At 65.6% G+C, this 18,245-nt stretch carries 13 protein-coding genes and 1 riboswitch; of the genes, 10 read left to right on the top strand and 3 right to left on the bottom strand.

Going from position 1 to position 18,245, the window contains the following annotated elements:
* Window positions 1-11: 11 nt before the first annotated feature.
* The 6 genes from murG to ftsZ all read left to right on the top strand — a co-directional run bounded on the left by murG (window position 12) and on the right by ftsZ (window position 7,028).
* Entirely contained in the window at window positions 12-1,079 is a 1,068-nt protein-coding gene (murG, locus tag AC1Q64_RS09665; RefSeq protein WP_492251171.1) for an undecaprenyldiphospho-muramoylpentapeptide beta-N-acetylglucosaminyltransferase, read from the top strand.
* Entirely contained in the window at window positions 1,076-2,509 is a 1,434-nt protein-coding gene (murC, locus tag AC1Q64_RS09660; RefSeq protein ID WP_492251170.1) for a UDP-N-acetylmuramate--L-alanine ligase, read from the top strand. The genes murG and murC overlap by 4 nt, the downstream gene beginning before the upstream one ends.
* The gene (locus tag AC1Q64_RS09655; RefSeq protein WP_492251169.1) at window positions 2,506-3,495 is read left to right on the top strand and encodes a D-alanine--D-alanine ligase; all 990 of its coding nucleotides are present in this window, start codon (window positions 2,506-2,508) and stop codon (window positions 3,493-3,495) included. Before murC ends, AC1Q64_RS09655 begins: the two co-directional genes overlap by 4 nt.
* Window positions 3,495-4,298: a cell division protein FtsQ/DivIB gene (locus AC1Q64_RS09650; protein ID WP_291436343.1), complete on the top strand. Its 804-nt coding sequence runs from the start codon at window positions 3,495-3,497 to the stop codon at window positions 4,296-4,298. Before AC1Q64_RS09655 ends, AC1Q64_RS09650 begins: the two co-directional genes overlap by 1 nt.
* Window positions 4,299-4,405: 107 nt before the next feature.
* Window positions 4,406-5,635, top strand: coding sequence for a cell division protein FtsA (gene ftsA / locus AC1Q64_RS09645; protein WP_015012559.1), 1,230 nt, complete (start codon window positions 4,406-4,408; stop codon window positions 5,633-5,635).
* Window positions 5,636-5,786: 151 nt separating this feature from the next.
* A complete protein-coding gene (ftsZ, locus tag AC1Q64_RS09640) occupies window positions 5,787-7,028 on the top strand; it encodes a cell division protein FtsZ (RefSeq protein ID WP_291436344.1) in 1,242 nt (413 codons plus the stop codon).
* A gap of 144 nt (window positions 7,029-7,172) precedes the next feature.
* Here ftsZ and AC1Q64_RS09635 read toward each other — a convergent pair whose 3' ends face one another.
* On the bottom strand, window positions 7,173-8,951 hold the full coding sequence (locus AC1Q64_RS09635; protein ID WP_492251168.1) for a methyl-accepting chemotaxis protein: 1,779 nt from the start codon (window positions 8,949-8,951) through the stop codon (window positions 7,173-7,175).
* A gap of 220 nt (window positions 8,952-9,171) precedes the next feature.
* Here AC1Q64_RS09635 and lpxC point away from each other — a divergent pair, with 220 nt between their 5' ends.
* The 4 genes from lpxC (at window position 9,172) to AC1Q64_RS09615 (ending at window position 14,492) form a co-directional block, all read left to right on the top strand.
* On the top strand, window positions 9,172-10,095 hold the full coding sequence (lpxC, locus tag AC1Q64_RS09630) for a UDP-3-O-acyl-N-acetylglucosamine deacetylase (RefSeq protein ID WP_015012562.1): 924 nt from the start codon (window positions 9,172-9,174) through the stop codon (window positions 10,093-10,095).
* A 12-nt stretch (window positions 10,096-10,107) separates the two neighbouring features.
* Window positions 10,108-10,284 (top strand): hypothetical protein, encoded by a 177-nt coding sequence (locus AC1Q64_RS09625; RefSeq protein WP_200954261.1) that lies wholly within the window; start codon window positions 10,108-10,110, stop codon window positions 10,282-10,284.
* A gap of 204 nt (window positions 10,285-10,488) precedes the next feature.
* Window positions 10,489-10,612: riboswitch (TPP riboswitch) on the top strand.
* Window positions 10,613-10,753: 141 nt separating this feature from the next.
* A complete protein-coding gene (gene thiC / locus AC1Q64_RS09620) occupies window positions 10,754-12,631 on the top strand; it encodes a phosphomethylpyrimidine synthase ThiC (protein WP_492251416.1) in 1,878 nt (625 codons plus the stop codon).
* Between the two features lie 193 nt (window positions 12,632-12,824).
* The gene (locus AC1Q64_RS09615) at window positions 12,825-14,492 is read left to right on the top strand and encodes a methyl-accepting chemotaxis protein (protein ID WP_492251167.1); all 1,668 of its coding nucleotides are present in this window, start codon (window positions 12,825-12,827) and stop codon (window positions 14,490-14,492) included.
* A gap of 66 nt (window positions 14,493-14,558) precedes the next feature.
* Here the strand turns inward: AC1Q64_RS09615 and AC1Q64_RS09610 are convergent, their stop codons facing one another.
* A complete protein-coding gene (locus tag AC1Q64_RS09610; RefSeq protein ID WP_492251166.1) occupies window positions 14,559-15,947 on the bottom strand; it encodes a GspE/PulE family protein in 1,389 nt (462 codons plus the stop codon).
* Between the two features lie 13 nt (window positions 15,948-15,960).
* Window positions 15,961-18,243, bottom strand: a complete 2,283-nt coding sequence (gene gspD, locus AC1Q64_RS09605) for a type II secretion system secretin GspD (protein ID WP_492251165.1) — start codon at window positions 18,241-18,243, stop codon at window positions 15,961-15,963.
* Between the last annotated feature and the right edge of the window lie 2 nt (window positions 18,244-18,245).

Here is an 18,245-nt window from a genome sequence, read left to right as displayed (position 1 = left end):
GGAGGCCGCACATGACGCAGAAGACGGCCCTCATCATGGCGGGTGGTACCGGCGGCCATATCTTTCCGGGCCTGGCCGTGGCCGAGGAGCTGCGCACGCGCGGCTGGCGTGTGCACTGGCTGGGCGCGCCCGGCAGCATGGAGTCGCGCATCGTGCCGCAGCACGGCTTTGCGCTGGAGTTGATCGACTTCTCGGGCGTGCGTGGCAAGGGGCTGGTCACGCTGGCCTTGCTGCCGCTGCGTTTGCTGCGCGCGTTCTGGCAGGCCCTGCAGGTGGTGCGGCGCGTCAAGCCCGATGTGGTGGTGGGCCTTGGAGGCTACATCACCTTTCCGGGCGGCATGATGGGCGTGCTGGCAGGCAAACCCCTGGTGCTGCACGAGCAGAACTCGGTGGCGGGCATGGCCAACAAGGTGCTGGCCGGTGTGGCCGACCGGGTGTTCACCGCCTTCCCCAACGTGTTCAAGAAGGGCCAGTGGGTGGGCAATCCGCTGCGCACCGCCTTCACGCAGCAGCCCGGTCCGACTGAGCGGTTTGCGGGCCGCAGCGGTCCGCTGCGTCTGCTGGTGGTGGGCGGCAGCTTGGGCGCGCGTGCCCTCAACGAAATCGTGCCTCAGGCCATTGCCCTGATGCCAGCTGTACAGCGCCCCACTGTGGTCCACCAGAGCGGAGCGACGCAGATCGATGCACTGCGCGCCAACTATGCTGCCGCTGGGGTCGAGGCAGAGCTGACGCCTTTCATCGACGACACCGCCAGCGCTTTTGCGGCGGCCGACGTCATCGTCTGCCGTGCGGGGGCCAGCACCGTCACGGAGATCGCCGCGGTGGGCGCCGCGTCCATCTTTGTGCCCTTCCCGTCGGCGGTGGATGACCACCAGACCACCAACGCGCAGTTCCTCGTGAATGCAGGGGGCGGCTGGCTGGTGCAGCAGCGCGACCTGACGGCCGAGGGGTTGTCAAAAATGCTATTAAATTTAGAGCGTTCCACGCTTGTGGATGTAGCGCTCAAGGCCAAAAACATGCAAAAAATTAACGCCACCCGCGAAGTGGTGACTGCCTGCGAGGAGTTGGCTCAATCATGAAACACGCGATTCGCCATATCCATTTTGTGGGCCTGGGCGGCGCCGGCATGAGCGGCATCGCTGAGGTACTGTTCAATTTGGGCTACCGCATCACGGGCTCGGACCTGGCCGACAGCGCCACGCTGCGCCGCCTGCAGGGGCTGGGTATCAAGACCTGCCTGGGCCACGCCGCTGCGCACATCGACGGCGCAGACGCCGTGGTCACGTCCACCGCCGTCACGGCCGACAACCCCGAGGTGTTGGCCGCGCGGGAGAAGAAGATCCCCGTGGTGCCCCGCGCGCTCATGCTGGCCGAGCTGATGCGCCTCAAGCAGGGCATTGCCATTGCCGGCACGCACGGCAAGACCACCACCACCAGCCTGGTGACCAGCGTGCTGGCCGAGGCGGGGCTGGATCCGACCTTCGTCATCGGCGGCAAGCTCAACAGCGCCGGTGCCAATGCCAAGCTGGGCAGCGGCGACTACATCGTGGTCGAGGCCGACGAGTCCGACGCGTCCTTCCTGAACCTGCTGCCCGTGATGGCCGTCGTGACCAACATCGACGCCGACCACATGGAGACCTACGGACACGACTTTGGCCGGCTCAAGGGCGCATTTGTCGATTTTCTGCACCGCATGCCCTTCTACGGCACGGCCATCCTGTGTGTGGACAGCCCGGCCGTGCGCGACATCCTGCAAAGCGTGACCTGCCCCATCACCAGCTACGGCTTCTCGGAAGACGCGCAGGTGCGCGCCATCAACGTGCAGGCCGAGGCTGGCCAGATGCGCTTCACCGTGCAGCGGCGCAACGGCGTCACGCTGCCTGACATGGAGGTCGTGCTCAACCTCGCGGGCGAGCACAACGTGCTCAACGCGCTGTCTGCGATTGCCGTGGCCGTGGAGCTCAACATCCCGGACGAAGCCGTGCAGCGTGCGCTCGCAGGCTTCAAGGGCGTGGGCCGGCGCTTCCAGCGCTATGGCGACCTGCCCGCGAAAGATGGCGGTTTGTTCACTGTCATCGATGACTACGGCCACCACCCTGTGGAGATGGCCGCCACGCTGGCAGCCGCGCGTGGCGCATTCCGCGGCCGCCGTCTGGTGCTGGCCTTCCAGCCGCACCGCTACAGCCGCACGCGCGATTGCTTTGAGGATTTCGTCAAGGTCATTGGCAACGCCGACGCAGTGCTGCTCACCGAGGTGTACGCCGCTGGTGAAGCGCCGGTCGTGGCCGCCGATGGCCGCTCGCTGGCCCGTGCCTTGCGTGTGGCCGGCCGTGTGGAGCCGGTGTTTGTGGACAACGTGGCTGATCTGCCCCAAGCCATTGCCGACAACGCACGCGCTGGTGATGTGGTGATGTGCATGGGTGCAGGCTCCATTGGCGCTGTGCCCGGCAAGGTGGTTGAGATGCTACAAAATAATGAGCTTAAAGCGCATGAAGGGAGCGCACTATGACCCTTCCAGAATCCCTTATCGATGTGAAATCGCTGGGCAAGGTCGCCGTCTTGATGGGTGGGGACTCGGCCGAGCGCGAAGTGTCGCTGATGTCGGGCAGCGGCGTGCTGCAGGCCTTGCGGGCGCGCGGCGTGGACGCGCATGCGTTCGACCCTGCACACAACCCGCTGAGCGATCTGCAGCGCGACGGCTACGCGCGCTGCTTTATCGCGCTGCACGGCCGACATGGCGAGGACGGCACGGTGCAGGGTGCGCTGGAGCTGCTGCGCATCCCGTACACCGGCCCCGGCGTGATGGCTTCGGCCATTGCGATGGACAAGGTCATGACCAAGCGCGTGTGGCTGGCTGAAGGCCTGCCTACGCCACGCTACGTCTGGCTGGCACCCGACCGCCAGCAGCGCGAGGTGGTGCGCACCGTGCCCGACGAGCTGGGCCTGCCCCTCATCGTCAAGCCTCCGCGCGAAGGCTCGTCCATCGGCGTGACCAAGGTGCGCGGCTATTCGGACATGCAGGAGGCTGTGCAGCTGTCTGCCCAGTACGACCCCGATGTGCTGTGCGAAGAGTTCATCGAGGGCGAGGAGGTGACCTGCCCCGTGCTGGGCCAGGGCGCCAGCGCCCGTGCACTGCCGGTGATCCGCATCGTGGCCCCCGATGGTGCTTACGACTACCAGAACAAGTATTTCACCGACGACGTGAAGTACCAGTGCCCGAGCGGCCTGCCCGAGGCCGAAGAGCGCGAGATACAGCGCATCGTGCTGGAGGCCTACCGCACCCTGGGCTGCCGTGGCTGGGGCCGTGCCGACCTGATGATCCGCGCGAGCGACCGCAAGCCCTTCTTGCTGGAGATGAATACATCCCCCGGCATGACGGGGCATTCGCTGGTGCCCATGTCGGCCCGGGCCTCGGGCATCAGCTACGAGGAGCTGTGTCTGCGCATTCTCGCGGATGCGGCACTGGACACGCCCGCAAAGCCAAAGGCTGACTGATGACCCAGACGCTGCCCGCACCCCTGGACGTCAAGCTCATGAACCTGACCGCTTCGGTCCTGTTCGTGGGCTGCGCCATGGCTGTGCTGGCGGCGGGAGCTTGGTGGGCCCTTCGCTACCCCGGCTTTGCCATCGCACGCATCGTGGTCCAGGGCGAGCTGGTGCACAACAACGCGGTGACCCTGCGGGCCAATGTGGCGCCGCACCTAGTGGGCAACTTCTTCACCGTGGACCTGCGTGCCGCCCGCGAGGCCTTCGAGCAGGTGCCCTGGGTGCGCCGCGCGCAAGTGCGGCGGGTGTACCCCGGCAGCCTGCGTGTGGAGTTGCAGGAGCATGACGCGGTGGCTTACTGGGGGCCGGACACCGGCTCAGCGCTGGTCAACAGCCAGGGCGAAGTCTTCGAGGCCAATGTGGGCGATGTGGAGCAGGAGGGCCTGCCGCGCCTGCAGGGGCCCACCGGCAGTTCGGCCGAAGTGCTGCAGATGTATGGGCTGCTGGAGCCGGTGTTCCAGCCGCTGGGTCTGGACGTGGAAGAGCTCCAGCTGACCGGGCGAGGCGGCTGGCGCGCCACCCTCGACAGCGAGGCCGTGGTGGAGCTGGGAGGCGGCACGCCGCAGGAAGTGGTGCAGCGCACGCAGCGTTTTGTACGCACCCTGACCCAGGTGGCCGCGCAGTATGGCCGCCGTGTGGACGCGCTGGAGTCCGCGGACCTGCGCCATGCCGGGGGCTACGCCCTGCGCTTGCGGGGTGTGACCACAGTGACTGCAGACGCAACCGGCGCGACGGCCGTGCGCAAGAGGTAGTGGCATGAGGCAAGACAGGACAGGACGCAGCGTGCTACGGGCCCCAAGAGGGCGGTGCGAGGGGTTGGTGGGACAGCGGGACAGAACCGAGAAGGGCAGAGACTGATATGGCAAGAGAATACAAAGACGTCGTCGTGGGGCTGGACATTGGCACCGCCAAGGTCATGGCCGTGGTGGCCGAGGTTCTGCCCAATGGCGAGCTCAAGCTCGCAGGCCTGGGCGTGGCCCCGAGCAACGGTCTGAAGCGCGGGGTGGTGGTCAATATCGACGCCACCGTGCAGAGCATTCAGCAAGCCTTGAAAGAGGCCGAGCTGATGGCCGACTGCAAGATCCAGCGCGTGTACACCGGCATCACGGGCAGCCACATTCGCGGTCTCAACTCCAGCGGCATGGTGGCCGTGAAGGACAAGGAAGTCACCTCTGCCGACGTGGCGCGCGTGGTCGAGACGGCCAAGGCCATCAACATCAGCAGCGACCAGCGCCTGCTTCTGGTGGAGCCACAAGAGTTTGTGATCGACGGGCAGGATGTGAAAGAGCCCATCGGCATGAGCGGCATCCGCCTGGAGGCCAAGATCCACATAGTGACCGGTGCGCAAAGCGCCGCAGAAAACATCATCAAATGCGTGCGCCGCTGCGGCCTGGAAGTGGAGCAGCTCATGCTGAACCCGCTGGCCAGCAGCCAGGCCGTGCTCACCGACGACGAGCGCGAACTGGGTGTGGTGGTGGTGGACATTGGTGCGGGCACGACCGATGTCGCCATCTTCACTGGCGGCGCGATCCGCCACACGGCAGTGATTCCGATTGCGGGCGATCTCATCACCAGCGACATTGCGATGGCGCTGCGCACGCCCACGAAGGACGCCGAGGACATCAAGGTCGAAAGCGGCTACGCCAAGCAACTGTTGGCCGACCCCGAGGCGCAGGTCGAAGTCCCCGGCTTGGGCGACCGCAGCCCGCGCATGCTGAGCAAGCAGGCGCTGGCCGGTGTGATCGAGCCGCGCGTCGAGGAGATCTTCTCGCTCGTGCAGCAGGTGGTGCGAGAGTCGGGCTACGAAGAAGTGCTGTCCTCGGGCATCGTGCTCACGGGCGGCAGTTCAGTCATGCCCGGCATGATCGAGTTGGGCGAAGACATCTTCCTCAAGCCCGTGCGGCGCGGTATCCCGAAGTATTCCAGCGCCCTGGCAGACATGGTGGCCCAGCCCCGTGCCGCCACCGTGATGGGGCTGCTGGAAGAAGCGCGCCTGGCACGCCTGCGCGGCTTCAAGGTGGCTCAGAAGAGCGGGTCCATGAAGACCGCATTCGGGCGCTTCAAAGATTTCATCGTGGGGAATTTCTGACCATGAAATATCCCCTCTGGCTCGCGCGTGGTAGTCCACACCGAAGACCGCGAGAGCGATGGCGATGCACAGGCCCGCCACGCCCTCCAGTTACCAGTACCCCATTTCCCATTTGGCAATTGCATACGAATTTAGAACCAGGAGCTCCAAGATGACCATCGAAATGATCGAAGCCGAAGAATTCAACCAGGGCACCCAGATCAAGGTGATCGGTGTGGGCGGCGGCGGCAGCAATGCCGTCGAGCACATGATTGCCCGTAGCGTGCAGGGCGTGGAGTTTGTCAGCGCCAACACCGACGCACAGGCGCTCACGCGCAGCTCGGCGCACCGCGTCATCCAGCTGGGCAACAGCGGGCTGGGTGCTGGCGGCAAGCCTGAGAAGGCCCGCGATGCGGCTGAGGCGGCGGTGGCGGATATCCGTGAAGCCATTTCTGGCGCCCACATGCTGTTCATCACGGCGGGCATGGGCGGCGGTACGGGCACGGGCGCAGCACCTGTGATCGCGCGCGTGGCCAAGGAGATGGGCATCCTGACGGTGGGCGTGGTCACCAAGCCCTTCGACTGGGAAGGCGGTCGCCGCATGAAGAACGCCGACGATGGCCTGGCCGAGCTGGAAGCCAACGTGGATTCGCTGATCGTGGTGCTCAACGAAAAGCTGCTGGATGTGCTGGGCGACGACATCACCCAGGACGAAGCCTTCGCACACGCCAACGATGTGCTCAAGAACGCCGTGGGCGGTATCGCTGAAATCATCAACGAGTACGGCCAGGTGAACGTGGACTTTGAAGACGTGCGCACCGTGATGGGCGAGCCCGGCAAGGCCATGATGGGCACTGCGACGGCCAGCGGGCCAGACCGCGCACGCATTGCTGCCGAGCAGGCCATCGCCTGCCCGCTGCTCGAAGGTATCGACCTGTCGGGCGCCAAGGGCGTGCTGGTGTTGGTCACGGCCAGCAAGGGCAGCCTCAAGCTGTCCGAGTCACGCCAGGCCATGAACACCATCAACGCCTACGCATCGACCGACGCGCACGTGATCTTCGGCGCTGCCTATGACGAAACCCTGGGCGACGAGATCCGCGTGACCGTGGTCGCCACGGGCCTGTCGCGTGCCAACGCACGCCGCCAGCCCATCTCGGTGGTTCAGGGTGGCCTGCGCACCGGCACGGACAACATGGCCTACCAGATGCCCGTCGCCGGTGTGGGTACGCTGGGTGGTGCCGTGGGCGTGCAAGGCGGCCACGCAGGCAGCGCGCAGGCCGACTACGGCAGCATGTCGGTGCCCAGCGTCTGGCGCACCAACCGCACACAGGCCGCAGCCCGCGTGGATGCGCTGTCGTCCGGTGGCATGGATGACCTGGAGATCCCCGCCTTCCTGCGCAAGCAAGCCGACTGACAGGCCGGTTGTTCACACGGTGCTGGCCCCTCACCGGGGCCGCAACACAAAAAGCCCTGCCAGCGCAAGCTGGCAGGGCTTTTTGACTGGGGCCGCGCGACCCTGCGCGCGCTCAGGCCTGTGTGGCCAAAGGCATCTCAGCGATCAGAAGGACTCCCAATCATCGTTGTTGTCTGCCGCAGGCTTGGGGCTGCTGGCTTTGGTTGGCAATGCCGCCGCAGGCGAAGGTGAAGGCGCGGGTTTGCGAGGGGCCGTGGGCGCCTTGGCAAGGGCAGGGCGAGGCGCTGTAGCGCGCACTGCAGGGGCCACGGCGCGAGGGGCAGGCGCGGGTCGGCTGGCCGGGGTGGGGGCCGAGGTGCTACCGTTCACACGGAACAGCGCCACCACCTGGGTGAGCTTCATGGCCTGCTCGCGCAGACTGTCTGCTGCTGCGGCCGACTGCTCCACCAGCGCTGAGTTCTGCTGGGTCATCTGGTCCAGCTGGTTCACGGCGGTGTTGACCTGGGCAATGCCCTGGCTCTGCTCCGAGGTGGCCGAGCGGATTTCTCCAATGATGTCTGTCACGCGTTGAACGCTGTCCACGATCTCGGTCATGGTGGCTCCTGCATTGCCCACCAGTTGCGTGCCCGATGCCACCTTCTCCACGGAAGCGTCGATCAGTGTCTTGATTTCCTTGGCGGCTGCTGCGCTGCGCTGTGCCAGACTGCGCACTTCGCTGGCGACCACCGCAAAACCGCGACCCTGTTCACCTGCGCGCGCTGCCTCGACGGCGGCGTTGAGCGCCAGGATGTTGGTCTGGAACGCAATGCCGTCGATCACGCCGATGATGTCGCTGATCTTGTTGCTGCTGGCGTTGATGTCCTGCATGGTGGATACCACGCGGGACACCACTTCCCCTCCGCGCGCCGCCACGGCAGCCGCTGAAGTTGCCATCTGGTTGGCGGTTTGCGCGGAGTCCGATGTCTGCTTGACGGTGCTGGTCAGCTCTTCCATGCTGCTGGCGGTGGTTTGCAGGTTGCTGGCCGTGTCTTCAGTGCGATGGGCCAGGTCGTTGTTGCCCTGGGCAATTTCCCCCGACGCCGTAGCAATGCTGTCCGTGGCCGACCGTACCTCGGTCACCAGCTTGCGCAGCGAGGCCACCATGTGTGCCAGGCCATCGAGCATGGAGCCGGGTGGGGCCGCCGGAATCTGGGCATCCAGGTTGCCTTCGGCCACCTCGGACATGATCGCAATGGCATGGGTGGGTTCGCCACCAATCTGGCGCAGCACCGAGCGCGACACGAGCAGGCCGATCACCCCCACCACCACAAACACCGCCACCACCAGCGCCAGGCTTGACCACAGGGCCTTGCGCAGCATGGCATCCACGTCATCGGTATACAACCCGGAGCCGACCATCCAGTTCCAGCCATCCACCTTGACGATGTACTGCAGCTTGGGCACGGGTGTCTGCTGGCCGGGGCGCGCAAACATGGTGGGTACAAAGGCCTTGCCGTCCTTGCTGCTGCGCATGCCGTTGACCAGCAGGCCGATGATGTCCACGCCCGAACCATCCTTGACCTTGCCGAGCATGTCCTGCCCGTCCCACTCGGTCTTGAAGGGGTGCATCACGCCCACGCCCTCGGTGGTCCAGATGTAGAAATATTCGGTCTTGCCCTCGGGGCCGCCGTAGCGGGCAATGCGCAGGGCATCCTTGGCGGCCTTCTGCGCGTCTTCCACCGACATGGCACCGCTCGCGGCCTTGGCCTGGTACCCGACCACGATGCTGTGGGCGGACTGTACGGCGGTGGTCAGCAGGTCCTTGCGGGACTCGGTGATCAGCCGCCGCTCCTGGAGGAGTGACAGGATGGCCATGATCAACAGCGCCATGAGCGCGGTGCCGATCATGAGCATGACTTTCATCTTGAAACTGAGCTTGCTCATGGGAGTCTCCTGTGGGGCGGGTGCGGTTTGTTCATGTTGTGTGTTCTCAAAGCCCTCTGATGCCAAATTGTGCGGCGAACCGTGGGGTCAGTGCAGTAGGTGAAAACGCGGCGGTAGCTCTACCTATGGGCCGCCAACGTTCCCAGTGTGGCGCCCCGTCTGTGGTGCAGGCAAAACCTCTGCCGGTGCGGGGCGGTGTGCCAGAACCTAAAATACGCGGATGCTCCAGCAACGCACCCTCAAGACCCTGACCCGCGCCGTAGGCGTGGGTCTGCACAGCGGCCAGCGGGTCGAGTTGACTCTGCGGCCCGCACAGCCGGACACAGGCATCGTGTTCCGGCGGGTGGATCTGCCACAGCCGGTGGACATTCCCATCCGTGCCGAGGCCGTGACGGATACGCGGCTGGCATCCACCATTGCGGTGGGTAATGCCAAGGTGCACACGGTGGAGCACCTGATGTCGGCCTGTGCCGGACTGGGCATCGACAATCTCTATGTGGACATCACGGCCGAAGAGGTCCCCATTCTCGATGGGTCTTCGGCTTCGTTCGTGTTCCTGCTGCAAAGCGCTGGGGTGGAACTGCAGAACGCACCAAAGCGTTTCATCCGCGTCACCCGGCCGGTGGAGGTGCGCGAGGGCGAAGGCGCCAATGCCAAGTGGGCGCGCCTTACGCCTTACCACGGCTACAAGCTCAGTTTTGAAATCGACTTTGACCACCCGGCCGTGGACTCCACCGGTCAGCGCGTGGAGTTTGACCTGGGGCAAGGCAACTACAGCCGCGACATTGCCCGCGCCCGCACCTTCGGTTTCACCCGCGATGTGGAAATGATGCGCTCCAACGGCCTGGCGCTGGGTGGCGGCCTGGACAACGCCATCGTGATGGACGACTACAAGGTGCTCAACAGCGACGGTCTGCGCTATGACGACGAGTTCGTGAAGCACAAGATCCTCGATGCGATGGGGGACCTGTACCTCATCGGCAAACCGCTGCTGGCCGCGTACAGCGCGTTCCGTTCGGGCCACGCCATGAACAACCTGTTGCTGCGCGAGCTGCTGGCCCAGCGCGACGCCTGGGAGGTGGTCACGTTCGAGGACGAGCGCCAGGCACCCACCGGTTTTGCGCAGCCTGCGCGCGCCTGGTAGGGCCCGCCCGCCATGTTGATCTTTCGCTGGCTGGCCATGCTGCTGCTCCTGGCGGCTGCCGTGTCGTTTGCGTTTTATGCAGGCACGGGCCAGCCGCGCTACAAGCGCTTGGGGCTCGTCATCCTCAAGTGGACGGTGATTGCTGCTGTGTTCTTCTTCGCGGTGCTCCTCATCGGCCGACTGGCCTGAGAAGGTGTGAGCGAACCCGCCATGCCCGCTCATCCCGCCAAAACACACCCGTTCGTCGTTACAAATGCTCGCCATAGCCCGAGCTATGGCTGCGCTTTGCGCCTAGATCGGGCGCGTTTTGGCGGCCTGCTCGGGCACGCCGGATTCATTCACACCTTCTGACCGCACGGGCTCTGCCGCCCCGTTTTTCTCTGGCCTATACTCGCGCCTGCTCCGGGGTGTGCTGATGCGCTGAGATGCAAGAGTCCTGAAGGAATTCAGGCAAGCTTGCGAACCCGACGAACTTGATCCGGTTCATACCGGCGGAAGAAGAGCCGACCTCCTTGTCCCCGTGCCCGCAGTCCCTGTGGGCACGCCTTGCCTCAGGCGCTGCCGCACCTGAGGGGCGCACAGGTCCATTCCGGAGCAGAACCCACCGCCCCGGAACCAGGAGACCTGCCCCATGAACGCCCCCGACCCCCTTGCCAAGCTGGCCACACCCGAGAAGTTCGCCGAGCTGCTCGCGAGCACGCGCGAGCCCTTCCCCGCATCGCACAAGGCCTATATCCCCGGCCAACTGCACACCGACCTGCGCGTACCGGTGCGCGACATTGCGCTGACCAACGGCGAACTGGTCAGCGTGTACGACACCTCCGGCCCCTACACCGACCCGAATGCGACCATTGATGTGCGCAAAGGCTTGGCCAGCGTGCGCGGTGGCTGGATCACCGGCCGGGGCGATGTGGAGCACTACGAAGGCCGCGCGCCCTTGGCGCTGGACGACGGCCAAAAGAGCGAAGACGCCACCCGCCTCGCCCAGCTGCGCGCCGAGGCCGCCGCCCTGCAGCGCAAGCCCCTGCGCGCCAAGGCCGGTGCCAACGTCACGCAGATGCACTACGCCAAGAAGGGCATCGTCACGCCCGAGATGGAGTACGTGGCCATCCGTGAAAACGGCAAGCGTGAGTGGATGGAGCAGTACATGGCCGATGCAGGCCGCGAGAAGCGCCTGATGGGCAACCCCATGGGCGCCAGCATCCCGCGCATCATCACGCCTGAGTTTGTGCGCGACGAGGTGGCCCGGGGCCGCGCCATCATCCCCGCCAACATCAACCACCCCGAGGTGGAGCCGATGGCGATTGGCCGCAACTTCCTGGTCAAGATCAACGCCAACATCGGTAACTCGGCCGTCACGTCGAGCATCGAAGAAGAAGTGGAAAAGCTGGTGTGGGCCATCCGCTGGGGCGCCGACAACGTGATGGACCTTTCGACCGGCAAGAACATCCACACCACGCGCGACTGGATCGTGCGCAACTCGCCCGTGCCGATTGGCACCGTGCCCATCTACCAGGCGCTCGAGAAAGTGGGCGGCGTGGCCGAAGACCTGACCTGGGCGATCTTCCGCGACACGCTGATCGAGCAGGCCGAGCAGGGCGTGGACTACTTCACCATCCACGCGGGCGTGCGCCTGGCCTACATCCACCTCACGGCGCAGCGCCGCACGGGCATCGTCTCGCGCGGCGGCTCCATCATGGCCAAGTGGTGCATGGCGCACCACCGTGAGAGCTTCCTGTACGAGCATTTCGAGGACATCTGCGACATCATGAAGGCGTACGACGTGTCGTTCAGCCTGGGCGATGGCCTGCGCCCCGGCTGCGCGTCCGATGCCAACGACGAGGCGCAGTTTGCCGAGCTGCACACGCTGGGCGAGCTGACCCAGGTGGCCTGGAAGCACGACGTGCAGACCATGATCGAAGGCCCGGGCCATGTGCCCATGCACATGATCCAGGCCAACATGACCGAGCAGCTCAAGACCTGCCACGAAGCCCCGTTCTACACACTGGGCCCGCTGACCATCGACATCGCCCCCGGCTACGACCACATTGCTTCGGCCATCGGCGCGGCCATGATCGGCTGGATGGGCACGGCCATGCTGTGCTACGTGACGCCCAAGGAGCACCTGGGACTGCCCGACCGCGACGACGTGAAGCAGGGGATCATTGCGTACAAGATCGCCGCCCACGCGGCCGATGTGGCCAAGGGCCACCCGGGCGCGCGCTCGCGTGACGATGCGTTGAGCCAGGCACGCTTCGATTTCCGCTGGCAGGACCAGTTCAACCTGGGCCTGGACCCCGAAACGGCCAAGGAATACCACGATGAAACGCTGCCGAAGGACTCGGCCAAGGTGGCGCATTTCTGCTCGATGTGCGGTCCCAAGTTCTGCTCCATGAAGATCACGCAGGAGGTGCGCGACTTCGCCGCGCAAAAGGGCGTGGCTGAGGCCGAAGCCCTGGCCCAGGGCATGCAGACCAAGGCGGCGGAGTTCCAGAAGGGCGGGGGCGAGTTGTACATCCCCCTCAAGCCCGTGTGAAAACGGCGCAATAAGCGCAGCTACTGGCCCCGAGGATTCCCTGAAACAGGGCCCCGGGGCCGTGCTTACCCTGTGCGATGGACCGCCTTGCCCGGCATATAGTCCCGCCCACCCCCGGCCCAGAAGGTGGGGGGTGTGTGTGGCACCAAATTTGCTATGCTGGACTGTCTGTTAAAAAATGTAAGGAAGAGCCATGAATGCTCTCGGCCGCTTCTCCATCCGCACGCGTCTCTACTTCGGAACCGTCTTTTCCCTGATCCTTCTGGTCGTCATCGGTGCCATGGGCTACGTGGCCCTGGACCGAACGCGTGGCACCCTGCAAGTGCTGTTTTCAGAACGCGTGCAGACGCTGACCGACATGTCCGAGCTGCGCACCACCCTGGGTGACCTGCGCCGGACCGAAAAAGACATCATCATCAACTTCAACAACTCGGTCGAGGTCTCGGCCCTGCGCGAGTCCTGGGCCAAAACCCTGACCTCCCTGCGCAAGCGCCTGGCCGATGTGCGGCAAGTGCAGTCGGGCGATGCCGAGTTCGTGGCCTCCATCGACAAGTCCCTGGACGAGATCAAGCAGTACGAAACCGGCATCTCGCCCATCTTCGAGAAAATCGAGGGCGCGCAGCTCGACGGCGCAGGGGGCGGCGCCTACGCCGACCGCCTGAAGGTCCACATGGAGGCCACCGACAAGCTGTTCTCCAGCCTTGCCGCTTCGGCGCGCGCGCAGATGGACGAGGCCCGCGCGGGCGTCGAATCGCGCACCTCCACCATGGCCGCACTGATTGGCGTGGGCCTGGTGCTGGCGCTGGCGGTGTTGATTCCACTCACGTTCTTCAGCGTGCGCTCCATCACGAAATCCCTCGGACAGGCACAGGAGCTGGCTGAACGCATTGCCAGTGGCGATTTGTCGCGCGATGTGGCGGCCATGAACCAGGACGAAGTGGGCCAGCTGGTGGGCGCCATGGGTCGCATGCAGGACTCGTTGCGTGACCTGGTGCGCCAGGTGCAGGACGCGGCGGGCAACATCTCCACCGCCAGCTCCGAGATCGCCAGCGGCAACCACGACCTGAGCCACCGCACCGAGCAGACAGCGGCCAACCTGGAGGAAACCGCTTCATCGATGGAGGTGCTGACCAGCACGGTGCAGCAAAGCGCCCAGGCCTCGCGCCAGGCCAGCGACTTTGCCTCGTCCGCCGCCGAGGTGGCCGCACGCGGCGGCGCCGTGGTGTCGCAGGTGGTGACCACCATGGACCAGATCACCACCAGCTCGCGCAAGATCGCCGACATCACGGGCGTGATCGATTCGATTGCGTTCCAGACCAATATCCTGGCGCTCAACGCGGCGGTGGAAGCCGCCCGTGCCGGTGAGCAGGGCCGTGGCTTTGCGGTGGTGGCTAGCGAGGTGCGCAACCTGGCGCAGCGCAGCGCCGAAGCGGCCAAGGAGATCAAGGGCCTGATCGGTTCGTCGGTGGAGCGGGTCGAAGACGGCTCGCGCCTGGTGAGCCAGGCCGGCCAGACCATGACCGAGATTGTGAGCAGCGTGCGGCGCGTGTCCGACATCATTGCGGAGATCACCGCTTCGTCGGCCGAGCAAAGCGACAACATCGGCCAGATCAGCCAGTCGGTCACCCAGCTCGACCAGATGACCCAGCAGAACGCGGCGTTGGTGGAGGAGTCCACTGCAGCGTCCGAGTCGCTGCGCGAGCAGGCCCACCACCTCAACAGCGCGGTCAGCCAGTTCAAGCTGCAGGACGGCGCAATGACATCCTCGGGGTTCAGCACCTCTGCACCCGCTGCACCCGCTGCGCCTGCCGCACCTGCGGTGGCCCAGGTGGCGCGCCGACCCGCGTTGCAGATACGGTAATTTCAGGTGTTTCTGGCTAGTAGCGCTAGTCTTTCATGCACTGGCAGCTATCAAATATATAGCGAATCAGTCCCGCGTCACCCGCAGCACTTCTTCGCGGCTGGTGATGCCGGCGGCAATCAGGCGCTCGCCATCGTCCCGCATCAGCGCCATGCCACCCGCCAGCGCTGCGGTGCGGATGTCGGCCTCTGAGGCCTGGTTGTGGATCTGTGCCCGGATCGCGTCCGTGGTCACCAGCAACTCGAACACACCCGTGCGGCCGGTGTAGCCCGTCTGGCCACAGTGCTCACAACCGCTGCCGTGGCAGTGGCTGCAGAACTTGCGCACCAGGCGCTGGGCCAGCACGCCTAGCAAGGATGACGACAGCAGGAACGGCTCCACGCCCATGTCGGTCAGTCGCGTCACGGCGCTGGCCGCGTCGTTGGTGTGCAGCGTGGCCAGCACCAGGTGACCCGTGAGCGAGGCCTGGATGGCAATCTGCGCGGTCTCGAAGTCGCGGATTTCGCCAATCATGATGATGTCCGGGTCCTGCCGCAGAATGGCGCGCAGGGCCTTGGCAAAGGTCAGCTCGATCTTGCTGTTGACCTGGGTTTGCCCCACGCCCGGCAGCTCGTACTCGATGGGGTCTTCCACCGTCATGATGTTGTTGCGCGTGGCATCGAGCCGGCCCAGCGCCGCATACAGCGTGGTCGTCTTGCCCGAGCCCGTGGGGCCGGTGACGAGGATGATGCCGTGCGGTTGGCTGATCAGGCCCTCAAAGCGGTGCAGGGTGTTGCCCTGCATGCCTACGGCCTCCAGGCTCAGCTTGCTTTCGCTCTTGTCCAAAAGGCGCAGCACGGCGCGTTCGCCATGGGCGCTGGGTAGCGTGGATACGCGCACGTCGATGGCACGTGTGCCCAGGCGCAGGCTGATGCGGCCGTCCTGCGGCAGGCGCTTTTCGGAGATGTCGAGGTCGGCCATGATCTTCAGGCGCGAGATCAATGCGGCGTGCAGCGCGCGGTTGGGCTGCACCACTTCGCGCAGCGTGCCGTCCACCCGAAACCGCACGCTGCTGTGGCGCTCGTAGGGCTCGATGTGGATGTCGCTCGCACCGTCGCGCGCGGCCTGCGTGAGCAGGGCGTTGAGCATGCGGATGATGGGCGCGTCGCCCGCAGACTCCAGCAAGTCCTCGACGGCAGGCAGCTCCTGCATCATGCGCGAGAGGTCTGCGTCGCTCTCGACCTCGCTCACCACCGTGGCGGCACTCGATTCGCTGTGCGAGTAGGCGGCGCTGATGCGCTGCGCCAGGGCGGGGGCATCGAGCGGCAGCAACTGCTGCACCGGGTGCTTGCGCAGCACTTCGGACAGCGCGCCCGCGTCGGGGCTGGGGCCGTGCCACAGCACCAGCTGGTGGCCGTCGTCTTCCAGCAGCAGCTGGGCGGTGCGGGCAAAGGCGTAGGGCAGGGGGTGGCGCATGCGTGGCGGCCCTTCAGCGTGGCGAGGTCTCTGCGGGCAGCGGGGCCAGCGGCTGGGCAGGCTGGTTGGCTGCGCCGGGCTCTGCGCGCTGTGGCAGCGCAGGCAAGATGGGCGCGCCCGACACCGACTTCATCACCACGCTGGGTGCGGGTTGTGTGGTTTGCTGCAGTGCACGGATGGCCTCGTAGCGGTCCATCATCAGGGCGTCGCTGGTGGCGTTGTCACGCACCACAATGGGGCGCAGGAACACCATCAGGTTGGTCTTGTTGCGGGTGCGGTTCTCGCTGCGGAACAGGTTGCCCAGCACCGGGATGTCGCCCATCACCGGCACCTTGTCCTGACCCTGCGAGTAGCTGTCTTCCAGCAGGCCACCGATCACGATGATGCTGCCGTCGTCCACCACCACGTTCGACTCGATGGAGCGTTTGCTGGTGGTGGGGCCGTTGGCGTTGCTCAGCGTGGCGGTGTCGATCTTGGAGACCTCCTGGTAGATCGCCATCTTCACCGTGCCGTTCTCGCTGATCTGCGGGCGCACCTTGAGCATCAGGCCCACGTCCTTGCGCTCCACCGTGGTGAACGGGTTCACCGTGCTGCTGCCGGTGCTGTTGGCGTAAGAGCCAGTCACGAAGGGCACGTTGTTGCCGATGATGATGCGCGCCTCTTCGTTGTCCAGCGTCATCAGGTTGGGGGTGGAGAGCACGTTGGCATCGCCGCTGTTCTGCAGAAAGTTGGCCAGCGCGCCCAGGTAATACTGGCCGTTGATGCGCGGTGCCAGCGCCAGGTTCAGTCCCTTGCCCAGCGAACTGGCCGCCGACGCGATGGAGGTGGTGGAGCCCGATGCCAGGGCGGCCGTCACGTTCAGGATGTTGGCACCGACCTGGCCGGAGTTGGTGCCGATCACGCCCACGGTGCCATCGCCGTTCTTGCCCAGAATGCCCTGCCACTGGATGCCGAACTCGGCCACCTTGTTGGCGGAGACCTCGACGATCAGGCTCTCGACCAGCACCTGCGCGCGGCGGCCGTCGAGCTTGTCGATCACGTCGCGCAGCTGGCGGTACAGCGGCTCGGGCGCCGTGATGATGAGCGAGTTGGTGGTGGGGTCAGCCTGGATCTGCCCGCCGGTGGAGGGCTGATTGTTGTTGGTGCTGCTGGTGCCCATGGCGCTGGTGCTGGAGCCCAGGCCGCCGCCGGTGCTACTGCTGCTGGACGAGCTGCCGTTGGTGGACAGCATGCCGCCGGTGCTCAGCCCCGTGCTGGGTGCGGGGGCGCTGGCGCCACCACCGCTGCTGGCCGCGCCGCCATTGCCGCCGCCCATGGCCGCCATGGCGGCGCGCAGAGTGGTGGCCAGCTTGGTGGCGTCGGCGTTCTTGAGGTAGACCACATGGATGTTGCCGCTGGCGGCGCTGCTGCCGGGCGCAGGCGCCTGGTCCAGCTGGGCCACCAGCGCGCGCACCTGGGCCACGCGGGCCGGGTTGGCGGCGCGCAGAATCAGCGAGTTGCTGCGCGGCTCGGCGATGAGGGTGGTCTTGAACGACGTGTCGGCCTGGCCGGGTGCAGCCGCTGCCGCAGCACCACCGTTGGCGCTGCCGCCGTCGATCAGGCGCGACACCAGCGGTGCCAGGTCACTGGCAATGGCGTTCTTGAGCGGAATCACTTCCACATCGCTGGCGTTGGAGACATCCATGGCCGCCACGATGCGCGCCAGGCGCTGCAGGTTGTCGGCGTAGTCGGTGATCACCAGCGAGTTGTTGCCGGGGTTCACGTTGATGGTGTTGTTGGGGCTGATGAGCGGGCGCAGCACCGGCACCAGGTTGGCCGCGTTCTCGAAATTGAGCTTGAAGATCTGCGTGACGATCTGCCCGCCGCCGGGCGCACTGCCCGCGTTGCCCTGCACCACGCTCACGCTGCCGCCCTGCAGCTTGGCGTCGGCCTCGGGAACCACCTTGTACAGGCCGGCCGCCTCCACCACAGTGAAGCCCTGCAGCCGCAGAGCGGCCAGGAACTGCTGGAACGCGGCAGCCGGTGTCACGGCGCGCTCGGTCACCAGGTTGAGCTGGCCTTTGACCCGTGGGTCCACCACCACGTTGCGGCCGGTGATGGTGGCCATGGTGCGGGCCACGGCCTCGATCTCGGCATTGGTAAAGTTGAGCGTGACGGGTTCGCTGGGGCGCACGCTGCCGGTACGCGTGTCTACAGCCGTTTGGGCAGCGATATGGCCGCTAGCGCATGCAAATATTGCACTTGCTGCTATTGTTTTTAGAGTAAATCGCAGGTGTGGCGAAAACAAGGAGGTCATAG

This window comes from Acidovorax sp. GW835-FHT14G06 (genome assembly GCF_058793595.1).
The sequence above is the reverse complement of the archived record's forward strand: the minus strand, read 5'-3'. Positions and strand labels throughout refer to the sequence as shown.

Coding starts and splice junctions, on each gene's coding strand:
- murG (WP_492251171.1), top strand. CDS start 12: ATGACGCAGAAGACGGCCCTCATCATGGCGGGTGGTACCGGCGGCCAT.
- murC (WP_492251170.1), top strand. CDS start 1,076: ATGAAACACGCGATTCGCCATATCCATTTTGTGGGCCTGGGCGGCGCC.
- AC1Q64_RS09655 (WP_492251169.1), top strand. CDS start 2,506: ATGACCCTTCCAGAATCCCTTATCGATGTGAAATCGCTGGGCAAGGTC.
- AC1Q64_RS09650 (WP_291436343.1), top strand. CDS start 3,495: ATGACCCAGACGCTGCCCGCACCCCTGGACGTCAAGCTCATGAACCTG.
- ftsA (WP_015012559.1), top strand. CDS start 4,406: ATGGCAAGAGAATACAAAGACGTCGTCGTGGGGCTGGACATTGGCACC.
- ftsZ (WP_291436344.1), top strand. CDS start 5,787: ATGACCATCGAAATGATCGAAGCCGAAGAATTCAACCAGGGCACCCAG.
- AC1Q64_RS09635 (WP_492251168.1), bottom strand. CDS start 8,951: ATGAGCAAGCTCAGTTTCAAGATGAAAGTCATGCTCATGATCGGCACC.
- lpxC (WP_015012562.1), top strand. CDS start 9,172: ATGCTCCAGCAACGCACCCTCAAGACCCTGACCCGCGCCGTAGGCGTG.
- AC1Q64_RS09625 (WP_200954261.1), top strand. CDS start 10,108: ATGTTGATCTTTCGCTGGCTGGCCATGCTGCTGCTCCTGGCGGCTGCC.
- AC1Q64_RS09615 (WP_492251167.1), top strand. CDS start 12,825: ATGAATGCTCTCGGCCGCTTCTCCATCCGCACGCGTCTCTACTTCGGA.
- AC1Q64_RS09610 (WP_492251166.1), bottom strand. CDS start 15,947: ATGCGCCACCCCCTGCCCTACGCCTTTGCCCGCACCGCCCAGCTGCTG.
- gspD (WP_492251165.1), bottom strand. CDS start 18,243: ATGACCTCCTTGTTTTCGCCACACCTGCGATTTACTCTAAAAACAATA.